Source organism: Arthrobacter sp. CC3 (assembly GCF_039907775.1).
Lineage (GTDB): Bacteria > Actinomycetota > Actinomycetes > Actinomycetales > Micrococcaceae > Arthrobacter.
This window is the reverse complement of sequence record NZ_JARCCY010000012.1, coordinates 47,103-61,739: the sequence shown is the minus strand read 5'-3', so window position 1 is coordinate 61,739 and position 14,637 is coordinate 47,103. Positions and strand designations below refer to the sequence as shown.

Annotated in this window: 12 protein-coding genes, 1 tRNA gene and 1 riboswitch; of the genes, 12 read left to right on the top strand and 1 reads right to left on the bottom strand. The window is 66.0% G+C overall.

From position 1 onward, the window contains the following. Window positions 1-56 precede the first annotated feature (56 nt). Window positions 57-728: a vitamin K epoxide reductase family protein gene (locus PV761_RS09425; RefSeq protein ID WP_347896164.1), complete on the bottom strand. Its 672-nt coding sequence runs from the start codon at window positions 726-728 to the stop codon at window positions 57-59. A gap of 469 nt (window positions 729-1,197) precedes the next feature. On the opposite strand from PV761_RS09425, the gene PV761_RS09420 reads away from it, so the two are divergent. From PV761_RS09420 to PV761_RS09365, 12 genes are all read left to right on the top strand, one after another. Further along, entirely contained in the window at window positions 1,198-4,566 is a 3,369-nt protein-coding gene (locus PV761_RS09420) for an Rne/Rng family ribonuclease (RefSeq protein ID WP_347896162.1), read from the top strand. A 131-nt stretch (window positions 4,567-4,697) separates the two neighbouring features. After that, a riboswitch (TPP riboswitch) is annotated at window positions 4,698-4,795 on the top strand. After that, a complete protein-coding gene (locus PV761_RS09415) occupies window positions 4,778-6,367 on the top strand; it encodes a bifunctional hydroxymethylpyrimidine kinase/phosphomethylpyrimidine kinase (RefSeq protein ID WP_347896160.1) in 1,590 nt (529 codons plus the stop codon). It overlaps the preceding riboswitch by 18 nt. A 323-nt stretch (window positions 6,368-6,690) precedes the next feature. Then, window positions 6,691-6,999, top strand: a complete 309-nt coding sequence (gene rplU, locus PV761_RS09410; protein WP_011692233.1) for a 50S ribosomal protein L21 — start codon at window positions 6,691-6,693, stop codon at window positions 6,997-6,999. A 60-nt stretch (window positions 7,000-7,059) separates the two neighbouring features. Then, on the top strand, window positions 7,060-7,323 hold the full coding sequence (rpmA, locus tag PV761_RS09405; protein ID WP_009372867.1) for a 50S ribosomal protein L27: 264 nt from the start codon (window positions 7,060-7,062) through the stop codon (window positions 7,321-7,323). Window positions 7,324-7,439: 116 nt separating this feature from the next. Beyond that, on the top strand, window positions 7,440-9,029 hold the full coding sequence (gene obgE / locus PV761_RS09400; RefSeq protein WP_028269008.1) for a GTPase ObgE: 1,590 nt from the start codon (window positions 7,440-7,442) through the stop codon (window positions 9,027-9,029). 64 nt (window positions 9,030-9,093) lie between these two features. Next, a complete protein-coding gene (gene proB, locus PV761_RS09395; RefSeq protein WP_347896252.1) occupies window positions 9,094-10,191 on the top strand; it encodes a glutamate 5-kinase in 1,098 nt (365 codons plus the stop codon). A 26-nt stretch (window positions 10,192-10,217) separates the two neighbouring features. Beyond that, complete coding sequence (locus PV761_RS09390) at window positions 10,218-11,567, top strand: glutamate-5-semialdehyde dehydrogenase (RefSeq protein ID WP_347896157.1); 1,350 nt, start codon at window positions 10,218-10,220, stop codon at window positions 11,565-11,567. A gap of 80 nt (window positions 11,568-11,647) precedes the next feature. Continuing rightward, a complete protein-coding gene (locus tag PV761_RS09385) occupies window positions 11,648-11,872 on the top strand; it encodes a hypothetical protein (protein WP_011692229.1) in 225 nt (74 codons plus the stop codon). 40 nt (window positions 11,873-11,912) lie between these two features. Further along, on the top strand, window positions 11,913-12,545 hold the full coding sequence (gene nadD, locus PV761_RS09380; RefSeq protein ID WP_269319484.1) for a nicotinate-nucleotide adenylyltransferase: 633 nt from the start codon (window positions 11,913-11,915) through the stop codon (window positions 12,543-12,545). 8 nt (window positions 12,546-12,553) lie between these two features. Next, window positions 12,554-13,843: a hypothetical protein gene (locus tag PV761_RS09375; RefSeq protein WP_347896155.1), complete on the top strand. Its 1,290-nt coding sequence runs from the start codon at window positions 12,554-12,556 to the stop codon at window positions 13,841-13,843. 105 nt (window positions 13,844-13,948) lie between these two features. Beyond that, window positions 13,949-14,350 carry a ribosome silencing factor gene (rsfS, locus tag PV761_RS09370; RefSeq protein ID WP_011692226.1) on the top strand — a complete coding sequence of 134 codons (402 nt, stop codon included), beginning with the start codon at window positions 13,949-13,951 and terminating at the stop codon, window positions 14,348-14,350. A gap of 139 nt (window positions 14,351-14,489) precedes the next feature. Further along, window positions 14,490-14,562: transfer RNA gene (locus tag PV761_RS09365), tRNA-Ala, on the top strand. Window positions 14,563-14,637 lie beyond the last annotated feature (75 nt).

Sequence of the window (14,637 nt, the reverse complement as noted above, 5' to 3'; positions counted from 1 at the left end):
GCCCCCGTTTCTTCGGAAAGGGGGCCTCAACTGCACGTTCGCGCTTTTTCTTTGGCCTAGTAGCCGGATGTCCCGACGAAAACCTGGATGAAGGCGAAGAAGATCGTGGCGATCACGGCCACGTACAGCAGGGCCGTGACAATCCAGCCGGAGTCGCCGGCGATCTTCGCGGGGCCTGCCGGCAGCTTGATCACGCCGTGTGCGATGTTCCGGACCGTGGTCCACACAAAGAGCGGAATCATCGCGGCCCAGACAACCATGCAGAACGGGCACAGGATGTGGATGGAATACAGCGCCTGCGACCACAGCCATACCACGAAGGCAAAGCCAAGCGTCACGCCGGCCTGCAGGCCGAGCCAGTACCAGCGGGCAAACTTGGCGCCGGAGAGAACCGCCATGCCGGTGGTGATCACGATGGCGAACGCCACGATGCCGATAAACATGTTGGGAAAGCCGAAGAGGGAACTCTGCCACGTCTGCATGACGGCTCCGCAGGAGACCCACGGACTGATGTCGCAGGCCGTGACATGGTTGGGATCCTTGAGGACTGCGAGCTTCTCCAGGACCAGGGCCCCGGAGGCGAGCCAGCCAATGACGCCGGTGATGACCAGCAGCCAGCCAAACGGTTTGTCCCGGGTCATGGGAGGCAAGCCTTCCCGGGCCGCTGAACGTTCGCGGAGGTCACCGTCCACCAAGTCGTTCTGCATGGAATTGGAGATGCTGGGCATGGGATGTCGCGTCCTTTTTCTAGAGGGCTCCTCGCCCTGATTGTAACGCCGGAGGCTGGACTGGCCCCACAGACTCCTCCCCGCCGCTCGTTGATCGTGGGTCGGATCGCGCCGCTTCCGCGTTGATTGACTGAGCGTATGAGAGAATGAAGCTGGCTGGAATACGATCCACATTCGAATTTCAGTCCGGTGGCTTGTTTGTAAGATCGCCAATGATGAGCAGGGCATGCTCCGGATCCACGATAGATCCCGGACTACCTGCAATGCCATTGGACGGCACCTGGTTGTGGCTTTGAGAACAACGGGTTTCAGAACAACGCTACCGGCCCTCCAGGGCTGCCGCACCCCACTGCCGGTGCGAACCTGAGGGTATCCAATTGACTTCTGTCAACGCCTGCGGGTTTTGACAATATGTGCCCCAATGGGTGCCGGATGTGGCGGTGCGTCAGGGGCAGGAGTGTCGCCACATATGGATAATGACCAGGTCCAAGCCGTTAATGAAGAAACCGCTGCTAGCGAAGAGGCAGTAGCGCCCCCAGCGCCCAAGCGGGCGGTCCGGACACGGCGCAAAGTTGTCCCCAGGGCTGAAGCCATCGAATCGGAGCCAGCCCGGGCGGAGACCCCTGCCGCAGAAGCCCCGGCAGCCGACGCCGCTGCAGAGGAAAAGCCGCCGGCGCGCCGCAGCCGTTCACGGAAAAAGGTGGAGCCCGCTGAGCCGCTTCCGGTATTCGCCGATGACGCGTCGGTGACGGTTGCTGCAGAGCAGGTTGAAACCGGGCAGGGTGAAGCCGGGCAGGCACTTGAGGCGCCGGCAGAAGCCGCCGTCGTCGAAAAGCCTGTCCGCCGCCGTGCCTCACGCGCCAAAGCCCCGGCCAAAGCCGCCGACGTCCAGCCGGCCGCTGAGCCTGCCGCCGCCACGGAAGCCGCGCCCGCTGCCGAATCCGTAGCAGCAGAACCCGCAGCAGCAGCAGAACCCGCAGCAACAACTGAACCGGCAGCAACCGAACAAAACGTGGCCGCCGCCGGCCAGGAACCCGCCGCTCCCGTAACTGCCGAGCCGGAGCAGCCTGCAGCGGCTGAAGCCGCCAGCCCCGTCGGTGCGCTCTTCCTCGAACCCGGCGCTGTCACCTCCATGATTTTCCAGGCACCGGACCTGAGCGCCGTGGTCCGCCCGGCAGCCGCGCCTGCCGCGGCCAAGGAAAGCGACGAGGAGACGGAGGACGAGGGCGAGGATGTCGACGCCGGTGGCTCGCGCCGCCGTCGAAGCCGCGGACGCCGTGGCCGCAGCCGCGTAACCGACCGGGAATCTGCCCGCGAATCCGAGGCTGGCGAAGGCGCCGGGGACGAGGACGCCGATGAGGAGTCCATCGTTACCGCGGACGACGGCGTCACCTCCCGCCGCCGCCGCCGCCGCCGCCGCGGCGACCAGGACCTTGAGCTCACTGGCGGGGGAGACGATGACCCGCCCAACACCGTGACGCGCGTCCGTGCGCCCCGGGCCATCAGCGAGGCGCCCGCTAACAACCGCGTCACGTCCGTCAAGGGCTCCACCCGGCTTGAGGCCAAGAAGCAGCGCCGCCGCGAATCCCGCGACACCGGCCGCCGCCGCACCGTGATTACCGAGGCGGAGTTCCTGGCCCGCCGCGAATCCGTGGACCGCCAGATGATCGTCCGCCAGCGCGATGACAGAATCCAGATCGGCGTCCTGGAAGACGGCGTCCTGGCCGAGCACTTCGTTTCCAAGACCCAGCAGGACTCCCTGATCGGCAACGTGTACCTGGGCAAGGTCCAGAACGTCCTGCCCTCCATGGAAGCCGCATTCGTGGATATCGGACGCGGCCGCAACGCCGTGTTGTACGCCGGCGAGGTCAACTGGGACGCCGTCAACCTTGAGGGCAAGCAGCGCCGGATCGAGAACGCGCTGAAGTCCGGGGACTCCGTATTGGTCCAGGTCACCAAGGACCCGGTCGGCCACAAGGGCGCCCGCCTGACGAGCCAGATCTCCCTGCCCGGCCGCTACCTCGTCTACGTTCCCGGCGGTTCCATGACCGGGATCTCCCGCAAGCTTCCCGACGTCGAGCGCAACCGGCTCAAGCGGATCCTGAAGGACCGCCTCCCCGAAGATGCCGGCGTTATTGTCCGCACGGCCGCCGAGGGGGCGTCCGAGGAAGAGCTGACACACGACATCAACCGCCTGCGCGCCCAGTGGGAAGGCATCGAAGGCCAGGCCACGTCCACCAAGATCCTTGCGCCGGAGCTGCTCTACGGCGAACCGGACCTCACCATCAAGGTGGTCCGCGACGTCTTCAACGAGGACTTCTCCAAGCTGATCGTTTCCGGCGAGGAAGCCTGGGACACCATCGAGGCGTACGTCACGTACGTGGCTCCGGACCTGGTGGGCCGGCTCGAAAAGTGGACCAAGGACACGGACATCTTCGCGGCCTGGCGGATCGACGAGCAGATCCACAAGGCCCTGGACCGCAAGGTCTTCCTGCCTTCCGGCGGCTCCCTGGTGATCGACCGCACCGAAGCCATGACCGTGGTTGACGTCAACACCGGCAAGTTCACCGGCAGCGGCGGCAACCTTGAGGAAACCGTCACCAAGAACAACCTGGAAGCGGCCGAGGAAGTGGTGCGCCAGCTGCGGCTCCGCGACATCGGCGGCATCATCGTCATTGACTTCATCGACATGGTGCTCGAATCCAACCGCGACCTTGTGCTTCGCCGCATGGTCGAGTGCCTCGGACGCGACCGGACCAAGCACCAGGTTGCCGAAGTCACCTCGCTGGGCCTCGTGCAGATGACCCGCAAGCGCATGGGCACCGGGCTCCTGGAAGTCTTCGGCGAGCAGTGCGAGGCATGCGCCGGCCGCGGCATCGTCACCCACGACGAGCCCGTGGAACACCGCCGCGCCAACGTTGTGGCCGCCGAACACCACGTGCCGCGGACGGAAACCCAGCAGCCACCCCGTACGGAGCGCAAGAGCCGCCGACGCGGCAAGGGCGGCCAGCCGTCTTCCGAGGCTGCTCCGCTGACGCCGGCTCCTGTGCACCACGAGCCCACCGACGCCGAGCGCCATGCCAAGGCTGAAGCGACCCGCGTGGCGCTGGCCAACATCGCAGCGGCAGCGCATGCTGCCCACCTCCACGATGCCGAGGCCGGCCATGCAGCCCCTGCGGCCGCGGCCGCAGCAGCACAGGCAGTAGGCCAGGCACTGGCAGCCCAGGCACAGGGCGCCCAAGCCCCGGCCGGGCAGGCAGGAGCGCCCGCGCGGCCGGCTCCGACGCAGGCCACCCCGTCTGCACCCGCTGCGGCCCGGCCCGCGAAGGTGTCGGAAACCGAGGTGGCGGCTGCAGGGCGGCCGGCAGCGGTCCTGACCTTTGGCGGCGAAAAAGTGGCACTGCCGTTCGTAGAGCACGCCGGGGAAGCTCCTGCCTCCGGACCGGCACTGACCCTTGACCGCCTGGCCGAAGCTTTCGCCCACCTTGGTGAGCCTGCCGCGGCAGAGACTCCGGCATCACCGGTTGAACCGCAGGCACCGGCGGTCCAAGAACCTGCAGCGCAGGCACCGGCGGTCCAGGCTGTTGAAGCCGACTACACCGACCACACCGCGGTGCAGGGCCGGGCCCGCCGTCCCCGCCGCAACCGAAGCGCGAGCCGTGCCCAGGGCGCAGCGAACGAGACGTCCGTGGAACACCACGAGACTGCCCCGGTTGCCGCATCAGGGCACACGCACGAAGCCAAGGCACCTGAGCCGGCGAAGAAGGATGCGCCCGCCAAGGCGCCGGCCAACGAGCCGATCATCCTTGGCGTGGGGGTCCCGGCCTCGGAACTCTGAGCCAACGAGCTTTGATCAGGCCAGGCTCTGGTTCAGCCAGCTGACACCGCGGGTGCGGCCCGGGACAGGCGTAGCAATACGCGTGTTTCGGGCCGTGCCCGCGAGTTCGTTGCGGGGAAAAGCTAGGCTAGGGGACTGACACGGGGTGCCGCGCACAGGGCCGGCTGAGATCCAGACCCGTTGAACCTGTCCGGTTAGCACCGGCGAAGGGATGTCTCCTTTGGCTTCATCATTCCTGCCCACTCCTGCCACCCCCGTAGCGCCTGCACCGGGAGGCGGCCCGCTGCGCAGCACGCCGCGGGTGCTGGCCATCGCCGGTTCCGATCCGTCCGGCGGGGCGGGAATCCAGGCGGACCTCAAAAGCATTGCCGCCACCGGGGGATACGGCATGGCTGCCATTACCGCCCTGACGGCACAGAACACGCACGGTGTCCGGGCGGTCCACGTTCCGCCGGCCGGCTTCCTGACTGCGCAGCTAGAGGCCATTAGCGACGACATCAGCATCGACGCCGTGAAAATCGGCATGCTGGGCGACTCTGCGGTGATAGCCGCCGTCCGCAGCTGGCTGGAGAAAGCCCGTCCCGCCGTCGTGGTTCTTGACCCCGTAATGGTCGCCACCAGCGGGGACCGGCTCCTGCAGGAGGCTGCCGAGGCCGAGCTGCGGGAACTGCTGCCGCTGGCCGACCTCATCACGCCGAACCTGGCCGAACTGGCGATGCTGCTCAACGAGCCACTGGCGGACAACTGGGAAGCGGCACTCGGCCAGGGCAAGCGCCTCGCCGCGCAGGCCGGCACCACCGTGCTGGTCAAGGGCGGACACCTCGACGGCGGCGAATGCCCCGACGCCCTCGTCAACACTGAAGGACTGCTCGCCCAGGACGTTGTGGTGGTCCCCGGCGCGCGGATCGACACCAGGAACAGCCACGGCACCGGCTGTTCCCTGTCCTCGGCCATGGCCACCGCGCAGGCAAGGCTGGGGGATTGGGAGGCATCCCTGCGGGCAGTGAAGCCGTGGCTGCAGGGAGCGCTCAGGGAAGCCGGAGCGCTGGAGGTGGGAACGGGCAACGGCCCGGTGCACCATTTCCACCATCTGGCGCCGAAGGGCCAGGATGCGCTGGCCGCAGGGGAGTTCGCCGCGGCGCTCCGGCAGGACGCCGGAGCGGACCTGGATGACATCTACGGGCTGGACTTCATCCGCGGCCTCGCCGACGGCTCCCTTACCGAGCAGCACTTTGCGTATTACCTTGCCCAGGATGCCATCTACCTGAACGGCTATTCCAGGGTTCTGTCCCGTGCCGCCGCCATTGCCCCCACCGAGGCCGAACAGCTCTTCTGGGCCCGCTCGGCGCAGCAATGCCTGGAAGTGGAGTCCGAACTGCACAGGACGTGGCTCAGCACCCGGAACGTGGACGCCGCCCTGGGACCGGTCACCAAGTCCTACGTGGACCACCTGCTGGCCTCATCTGTTTCCGGAAGCTATGGAGTGCTCGTGGCCGCGGTGCTGCCGTGCTTCTGGCTTTACGCCGAGGTGGGTGCCACCTTGCACGGTCAGTTCGAGGCGGCCGGGTCGCCGTCGGGCCATCCCTACGCCGAGTGGCTCCGCACGTACGCCGACGAGGAATTCGCCGCCGCCACCAGGGAGGCAGTGCGTATCACCGACGACGCCGCACAGGCTGCCTCTGCAGCAGAACGGCAGGCCATGCGCCTGGCCTTCCGGCAGTCGTGCCGCTACGAGGTGGACTTTTTCGACGCGCCGCGCGTGCATGCTGCACCGCAAAGTGTTCCGGAGCCGGTAAGGTAATGGGGCACGGTTCCGGAAGTCGTTGCAGCGGCAGTCTGTATTGCACAGAGTGGCGCCTATCACGTACTACCGTCGGAGCCAGCCTCATTTGCGGCCGAAGGCAAAATTAGCGTAGTCTAGATCTTCGGTGCTTACGCCAACACTTGGGTTATGACCCCGGAACAGTCTGTTTGGAATGACAAGCGGAATGGTTCGTGGGATAACTCATGGGTTCCCCCGGGGAATCCACCGGCGTTGAGGCACAGCGTGAGCCAGGCCAAACAATTGGACCCAGGTTCCGCACGCAAATCTAGTAATAAACGTCGAGAGAAGTGAGTTCCCCAGTGGTGTACGCGATTGTCCGCGCAGGCGGCCGCCAAGAGAAGGTTTCCGTTGGAGACTTCGTTACCCTGAACCGCGTCCCCGGTGGAGCCGGCAGCACCATTGAGTTGCCCGCACTGCTCCTGGTAGACGGTGACAAAGTCACGTCTGCCGCTGCGGACCTGGCCAAGGTAACGGTTACGGCTGAGATCCTCCAGGACCTTCGTGGTCCGAAGATCGTCATCCAGAAGTTCAAGAACAAGACCGGGTACAAGAAGCGCCAGGGTCACCGTCAGGAACTGACCAAGGTCAAGATCACCGGTATCAAGTAACCTTCCGTTACTTTCAGGTTTTCAGCAGATTCCCCAGAATTTTTAAGGCAGGCATTTCAAATGGCACATAAAAAAGGCGCGAGCTCCACTCGCAACGGTCGTGACTCCAACGCCCAGTACCTCGGCGTCAAGCGCTTCGGCGGCCAGGTAGTTTCCGCAGGCGAGATCATCGTCCGCCAGCGTGGCACCCACTTCCACCCGGGCGCCGGCGTTGGCCGTGGCGGCGACGACACCCTGTTCGCCCTGACCCCCGGCGCTGTCGAATTCGGCACCCGCCGCGGCCGTCGAGTCGTGAACATCGTTGCTGCTGCAGCTGCAGAGTAACAACAAGATCTAAACCGGTGGAGCGGGCCATGATGGCCCGCTCCACTGTTCTTTTAACCGCATTACAATCAATTTGGGCGTCCAAGACGGTCAGGTTAAGCACAGAGGAGATTCACGTGGCGAGCTTTGTAGACCGGGTAGTACTGCACGTATCCGGCGGTACCGGCGGTCACGGCTGTGTCTCCGTCCACCGCGAGAAGTTCAAGCCCCTGGGCGGTCCGGACGGCGGAAACGGCGGCGACGGCGGCGACGTCATCCTGCGCGTTGACCCCCAGACCACCACGCTGCTGGACTACCACCACGCGCCGCACCGCCACGCCACCAACGGCGGACCCGGCATGGGCGACTGGCGCGGCGGCAAGAACGGCGAAACCCTGATCCTTCCCGTTCCGGAAGGCACCGTCGTCAAGACCAAGGACGGTCGCGTGCTGGCCGACCTCGTCGGCGAAGGCACCGAGTTCATCGCTGCCGCCGGCGGCCCCGGCGGGCTCGGCAACGCCGCACTTTCCTCGCAGAAGCGCCGCGCCCCGGGCTTCGCGCTGCTCGGCATCGAAGGCGAATCCAGCGACATCGTCCTGGAACTGAAGTCCATTGCGGACATCGCCCTGGTGGGCTTCCCGTCCGCCGGCAAGTCCAGCCTGATTGCCGCCATGTCCGCGGCACGCCCGAAAATTGCCGACTACCCCTTCACCACGCTCATCCCCAACCTGGGCGTCGTCCAGGCCGGCGACGTGCGCTTCACCATTGCAGACGTCCCCGGCCTCATCGAGGGAGCCAGTGAGGGCAAAGGCCTGGGCCACCACTTCCTGCGGCACGTGGAACGCTGCGCCGCGCTGGTTCACGTCCTGGACTGCGGAACGCTCGAGGCTGACCGCGATCCGCTGTCCGACCTCGCCATCATCGAAGCCGAGCTCGAAAAGTACGCGGTTGACATGAGCTACGCCGGCAGCGACGGCGAAGTCGTCCCGCTCAACCACCGGCCGCGCCTGGTGGCCCTGAACAAGGTGGACCTGCCGGACGGCAAGGACATGGCCGAATTCGTCCGGCCCGAGCTTGAGTCCCGGGGCTACCGCGTGTTCGAAATCTCCGCCACGAGCCATGAAGGCCTGCGCCAGCTTGGCTTCGCCATGGCGGAGATCGTCAAGGCCGCCCGGGACGCTGTGGCCGCCACGCCGCCCAAGGTCCACGCCCCGGTGCTGCGCCCCCGCGCAGTCAACGAGTCCGGCTTCAAGATCCGCCGCGAGGAAAAGAACCTCGAGCCGCTGTTCCGCGTTTTGGGCGACAAGCCCGTGCGCTGGGTCAAGCAGACCGACTTCACCAACGAGGAAGCCATCGGCTACCTCGCGGACCGCCTGGCCAAGCTGGGCGTCGAAAACGAGCTGTTCAAGCAGGGCGCGAAGCCCGGCGACACCGTGGTGATCGGTGAAGACGACGGCGTGGTCTTCGACTGGGAGCCCACCATGATGGCCGGCGCCGAACTGCTTGCCTCGCCGCGTGGCACGGACGTCCGCTTCGCCGACATCGGCGACCGCCCCACCCGCGGTCAGAAGCGTGACGAGCAGCAGGAGCGCCGCGACGCCAAGGCTGCGGCCCGGGCCGAGCTGGAAGCCGAACGTAAAGCCGGCATCTGGACTGAATCAGTGAGCGGCCGCCGTGCCGCACAGCCGCTCAAGGAAAGCGGACTGACCACCGAGAATGAGGAGTGAACCCCCACACGTGACCGATAATTGCGCAATTGTCATCGAGGAACCCAGGACCGACGACCGCAGCATGCTCGCCAGGGCGCGCCGCATCGTGGTCAAGGTCGGATCGTCGTCGCTCACCAGCATCCAGGGTGGAATTTCAGAAGAGGCGCTGATCGGGCTTTCGGACGCGCTGGCCGCGAAGTGCAACGCCGGTACGGAGATCATCCTGGTGTCCTCCGGCGCCATCTCGGCCGGCCTGGCCCCGCTGGGCCTGGTGAAGCGTCCCCGGGACCTCGCCACCCAGCAGGCAGCCGCCAGCGTGGGCCAGGGGCTCCTCATGGCCCGCTACACGCATGCCTTCGCAGCACACGGCGTGACCGTGAGCCAGGTCCTGCTGACCGCGGATGACCTGATGCGGCGCAGCCACCACATGAATGCTTTCCGCGCCCTGAACCGGCTCCTCAACCTGGGCGTTGTGCCCGTGGTCAACGAGAATGACACCGTGGCCACGCACAAGATCCGTTTCGGTGACAACGACCGGCTGTCCGCCCTCGTGGCGCACCTGGTCCGGGCCGATGCCCTGGTGCTGCTCTCCGATGTCGACTCGCTCTATGACGGGCCGCCTTCAAAGGGTGCCAAGCGGATCGCCCAGGTGGACGGCCCCCAGGACCTTGAGGGCGTCAATATCGGCAAGCCCGGCAAGGCAGGCGTGGGAACCGGCGGCATGCAGACCAAGGTGGAGGCCGCCACGATGGCAGCCGATTCGGGAATCCCCGCGCTGGTCACGTCCACCGCCAACGCCGCAGCAGCCTTGAACGGCGAGGACGTGGGGACCTGGTTCTCCGTCAACAGCGGCCGCAAATCGGTGCGGATGATGTGGCTCGCCCACCTTGCGCACGTGCAGGGCCGGCTGTTAATCGACGACGGCGCCGTCAAGGCTGTCCGTGACCACCGCTTCTCGCTGCTCCCGGCCGGGATCACAGCCGTTGAAGGCACCTTTGAATCAGGCGACGCCGTCGAGATGGTTTCGCCGGACGGTACGGTCATCGCCCGCGGGCTGGTCAACTATTCCTCGGACGAACTGCCCCAAATGCTGGGACGTTCCACGGTGGAACTGGGGGAGTCCCTCGGCCGCGGCTTCGACCGTGAGGTTGTTCACGTTGATGACCTGGTTCTGGTCTAGCGGGCTGATTCGCCTAGACTTGAATGATGACTGAGGCACTGATTCACCAAGCCGCCGAGAAATCCCACGAGGCCGCGGAGGTATCTTCCGCGCCGGAAGATGCCCAGCTGTCCCCGGCTGAGGTCGAGGCTGCCGTGCACGCCATCGCTGACCGATCCCGTCACGCTGCCCGCCGGATGGCGCGCGCAAACCGCGCCTGGAAGGACAAGGGCCTTCGCGCCATCGGTGCGGCCCTGATCGCCAGCAAGGCCCAGATCCTGGCCGCTAATGCTCAGGATGTGGAAGCCGGCCGTGCCAACGGAACGTCGGCCGCCCTCCTGGACCGCCTGACGCTTAACGACACGCGCATCGAGGCCCTCGCCGCTGCGCTGGAGAACCTTGCGGGCCTGCCGGACCCCGTGGGGAATGTGGTCCGCGGCCAGACGCTGCCCAACGGCCTGCGCCTGCGCCAGATCAACGTTCCCATGGGCGTCGTTGCCGCCATCTATGAGGCCCGCCCCAACGTGACCGTGGACATTGCCGGGCTGGCGCTGAAAAGCGGCAACGCGGTGATCCTTCGGGGCGGCACAGCCGCCGCGGCCACCAATGAGGCCCTCATCCGGGTCCTCCGCGACGCTCTTGATTCAGTGGGCCTGCCCGCGGACGCCGTCCAGAGCGTGGACCAGTTCGGCCGTGAAGGCGCCAATGTCCTGATGCGGGCCCGCGGCCGGGTGGACGTCCTGATTCCCCGCGGCGGCAGGGACCTGATCCAGACCGTGGTCAACAATTCGTCCGTACCCGTCATCGAGACCGGCGAAGGCAACGTCCATATCTTCATTGACGAATCCGCCAGTGAAGACATGGCCGTGGAAATCCTCCTCAACGCCAAGACCCAGCGGCCCAGCGTCTGCAACACCGTGGAGACCCTCCTGGTGCATTCCGGATCCACCGTCCTGCCCGCCGTCGCCGCCGCCCTCCGGAAAGCCGGAGTCACACTGCATGCCGATGAGAGGATCCGCGCCGCGCTACCCGCCTCCGTGGAATCCGTTCCGGCCACGGACGAGGACTGGGCCACCGAATACATGGACCTCGACCTCGCGGTGGGCATGGTGGACAACCTGGATGAGGCTGTGAAGCACATCCGTAAATGGTCCACTGGCCACACCGAGGCCATCATCACCAACGACCTCGCGAACGCTGAACGGTTTATTTCCGAAATCGACTCAGCAGCGGTTATCGTCAACGCCTCCACCAGGTTTACCGACGGCGGTGAACTTGGCCTGGGCGCCGAGGTGGGAATTTCCACCCAGAAGCTCCACGCCCGCGGCCCCATGGGCCTGACGGAACTCACTACCACCAAGTGGATCGTGCAGGGCGAGGGCCAGATCCGCAGCTAGCAACGCTGTAACATGGAACAGAAGTCCGGAACGGCGGGAATGACCGCCGTCGTCATTTTGTGAACTCTTTAGGGGAGAAAATGCTGCTGCAGCAGGTAGGCGCGTCGGTCGCCGAACATGAAGAACTGGCTCCGCTGTGGGCCGAACCGTGGGTCTTTGGTGTTTCCATTTTTGCGATCATGCTCGTTCTGATGTTTGTGACGCTGTCCTACAGCAACCTGGGCAATCGGCATGAGGCCGTCGAGGAGCACTCGGATCCCCACCGCCAGCACCCGAACAAGCACGATCACGGCCAAGGCCACTAACATCACTGCGGTCCTGAAGCGGCGCGGCGCCAAGCGCCGCCTGCGTTTGGGTGTGATGGGTGGCACCTTTGATCCCATCCATCACGGTCACCTTGTCGCGGCCAGCGAAGTTGCGGCCAAGTTCGGCCTAGACGAAGTGGTGTTTGTCCCCACCGGCCAGCCGTGGCAGAAGATGAGCAAGAAGGTCAGCGAACCGGAGCACCGGTATCTCATGACCGTCATCGCCACGGCGTCCAACCCCAGGTTCACCGTCAGCAGGGTTGATGTGGACCGCCCCGGCCCCACCTACACCATCGACACCCTGCGCGACCTCCGTACGCTGCGTCCCGATGCGGACCTTTTCTTCATTACCGGAGCGGACGCCATGGCGCAGATCCTGTCATGGAAGAACATCGATGAACTGTGGTCGCTGGCGCATTTCGTTGGCGTGACCCGGCCCGGGCACGTCCTCGACGGAATGGGCAGGAAAGACGTCAGCCTCCTGGAAGTCCCGGCCATGGCCATTTCCTCGACTGACTGCAGGACGCGCGTCGCGGCCGGGAACCCTGTCTGGTACCTCGTGCCGGACGGGGTGGTCCAATACATTGCGAAATACGGCTTGTATGCCGGGCAGCCGGACCCGGACGACAGTGCCGCACTTACCGAGTTACACGAACCAGCCAGTACCGAGTGAGTTGTTAGATGAGCCAGGAACAGCCTCCCCTCCGTAGCCGCCGCGAATTGCGACAGGCCAGAGATGAGCGCGCGGAATCAGTTCAGGACGCGGTGCCCCCGGCACCGGGTTCGGTTCCCCCTGCCTCAAAAACGCCCGGGAACGCAACACCGGCGCCGGACCGCGAAGACGGCACAGGCCGCATCCGTCGTGTGGCTCCGGGGCCCGTGGACTCGGTCCGGACTCCGGCCGGCCCCGAGCGCTCCTCGCAGAGCCGGGCACGGGACCGCGCTGCCCTGCGCACCATCAAGGAACTGGCGCAGAAGGAGGAGCGGCTGTCCGGCGGCGGTCCGCCCACGCGCCGCCAGCTCCGGCTCCAGCAGCTCCAGGCGGAGGCGGCGCCTGCCACCGCCGCGAACATGGTCGTTCCGCCGGCCCGCACGTCCGCCCAGCGCACCGTTCCTCCTGCGCGTCCCGGGCAGGCCGCCCCGCAGGCGCGTCCAGGACAGCCGGCGCCACAGGCCGGCACCCAGCCCGCCGAGGCTCCGCGGGCGGAGTCGCCGGAGGCCAACGCGGACAGCAGGCTTCCCGATGGAATGACCGTCGAGCAGGCCCTTGCAGCGCGTTCCCTCATCGCCGAACAGGCCAGGAACCAGATCGCCAAGATGGAGCACATCGCGGCGAACGATCCCGAAGCAGTGGATCCTGAAATCCTTGCGGAGCAGATTGCCCTGGCCGAGCGCGCCGCCATCCTGAACAAGCGGGCCATGGCCAAGCAGAAGCTGGCCGAGCAGGCCAGCCAGCCTGCACACCCCAAGACCGAGCCCTCGGCTGTCAGCAACCTCGCGATGGTGACTCCGCTGGAGTTCGAGAAGGTCCCCGGCATCGACCGGCCGGTGATGAAAAAGCCTGCTACGTCATATGTCCCCGTGGTCACCAATCCCGGCCCCCGCTTGCAGCCGCCAGGCACCAAGGGGCCCCGCAAAACCGGCCTGCCGAGGCGGAACCCGGCGCCGGCCACCGGCCGGGCGGGCGTACTTGCCCGCGCGGAGGCTGCCGCTCAGGCTGCCGCCGATCCAGCGGCAGCAGCGGCGCCGTCCCCGGCTGTAGAGCCCTGGGCCGCTGAAGCCGGTGAGAATTTCGTGGACAAGCCGCGTGTAGCGGCCAACAGCGCCTACGGCCTGGAACCGCTGGACGCCGTCACCGCCGGCCTGGGCCGGGCGCACCGTATCAGGCTGCTCCAGCTGGCCGTCCTTGCTTTGGGGATTGTTGCGCTGATTGCCGGCGTCACCATGATCATCAGCGGCCTGGCACCCTGATTCAACGCACCGGGGCATCATCCGCCCCGCAGCCCTCTCCGACACCCTGGCGCTGATACCCATCGCGTCCGAACGACATAGCCTTAAACCACAACAAGGAGTCCCGTGACTGCAACCGATTCATCCATCGCCATAGCCCGCGTAGCCGCGCGTGCTGCTGCGGACAAAATAGCCCAGGACATCGTGGGCCTGGACGTCAGCGAACGGCTGGCCCTGGCGGACGTCTTCCTGATCGCCTCGGCGCCCAGTGAGCGCCAGGTCAACGCCATCGTGGACGGCATTGAAGAGGAACTGGGCAAGCAGGACCTCCGTCCTGTCCGCCGCGAGGGCCGTTCCGGCGGACGCTGGGTCCTGCTGGACTACTCCGACGTCGTCATCCACGTCCAGCACGAGGAAGACCGCGTTTTCTACGCCCTCGAGCGCCTGTGGAAGGACTGCCCCGTGGTTGACCTTCAGCTCGGGGAAGACACGTCCGCCAAAGCGGCGGTCTCCTCAGACAGCGAGTAATCCGGAGCAGGCCACCGAATATGCCCGATTTGGAATTTTCGGAATGCCTGTTCTAAGATATTTGAGTTGCTTCGGAGAGATCCGGACAAAGAACCGGGCCCGTCAGTGAAAACTGAAGGTGCCGGAGCAATGAAAATTCGGGGCTGTGGCGCAGCTGGTAGCGCACCTGCATGGCATGCAGGGGGTCAGGGGTTCGAGTCCCCTCAGCTCCACCGAATGGTCCGCCGGAATCGCAAGATTCCGGCGGGCCTTTTTGTTTTCCGGCCCTTCCTTTCGTGGCGTTTGTC

What these genes read in the sequence shown, in the direction of transcription:
- PV761_RS09425 (WP_347896164.1), bottom strand. Translation starts at nt 728, where the DNA reads ATGCCCAGCATCTCCAATTCCATGCAGAACGACTTGGTGGACGGTGAC.
- PV761_RS09420 (WP_347896162.1), top strand. Translation starts at nt 1,198, where the DNA reads ATGGATAATGACCAGGTCCAAGCCGTTAATGAAGAAACCGCTGCTAGC.
- PV761_RS09415 (WP_347896160.1), top strand. Translation starts at nt 4,778, where the DNA reads ATGTCTCCTTTGGCTTCATCATTCCTGCCCACTCCTGCCACCCCCGTA.
- rpmA (WP_009372867.1), top strand. Translation starts at nt 7,060, where the DNA reads ATGGCACATAAAAAAGGCGCGAGCTCCACTCGCAACGGTCGTGACTCC.
- proB (WP_347896252.1), top strand. Translation starts at nt 9,094, where the DNA reads ATGCTCGCCAGGGCGCGCCGCATCGTGGTCAAGGTCGGATCGTCGTCG.
- PV761_RS09390 (WP_347896157.1), top strand. Translation starts at nt 10,218, where the DNA reads ATGACTGAGGCACTGATTCACCAAGCCGCCGAGAAATCCCACGAGGCC.
- PV761_RS09385 (WP_011692229.1), top strand. Translation starts at nt 11,648, where the DNA reads ATGCTGCTGCAGCAGGTAGGCGCGTCGGTCGCCGAACATGAAGAACTG.
- PV761_RS09375 (WP_347896155.1), top strand. Translation starts at nt 12,554, where the DNA reads ATGAGCCAGGAACAGCCTCCCCTCCGTAGCCGCCGCGAATTGCGACAG.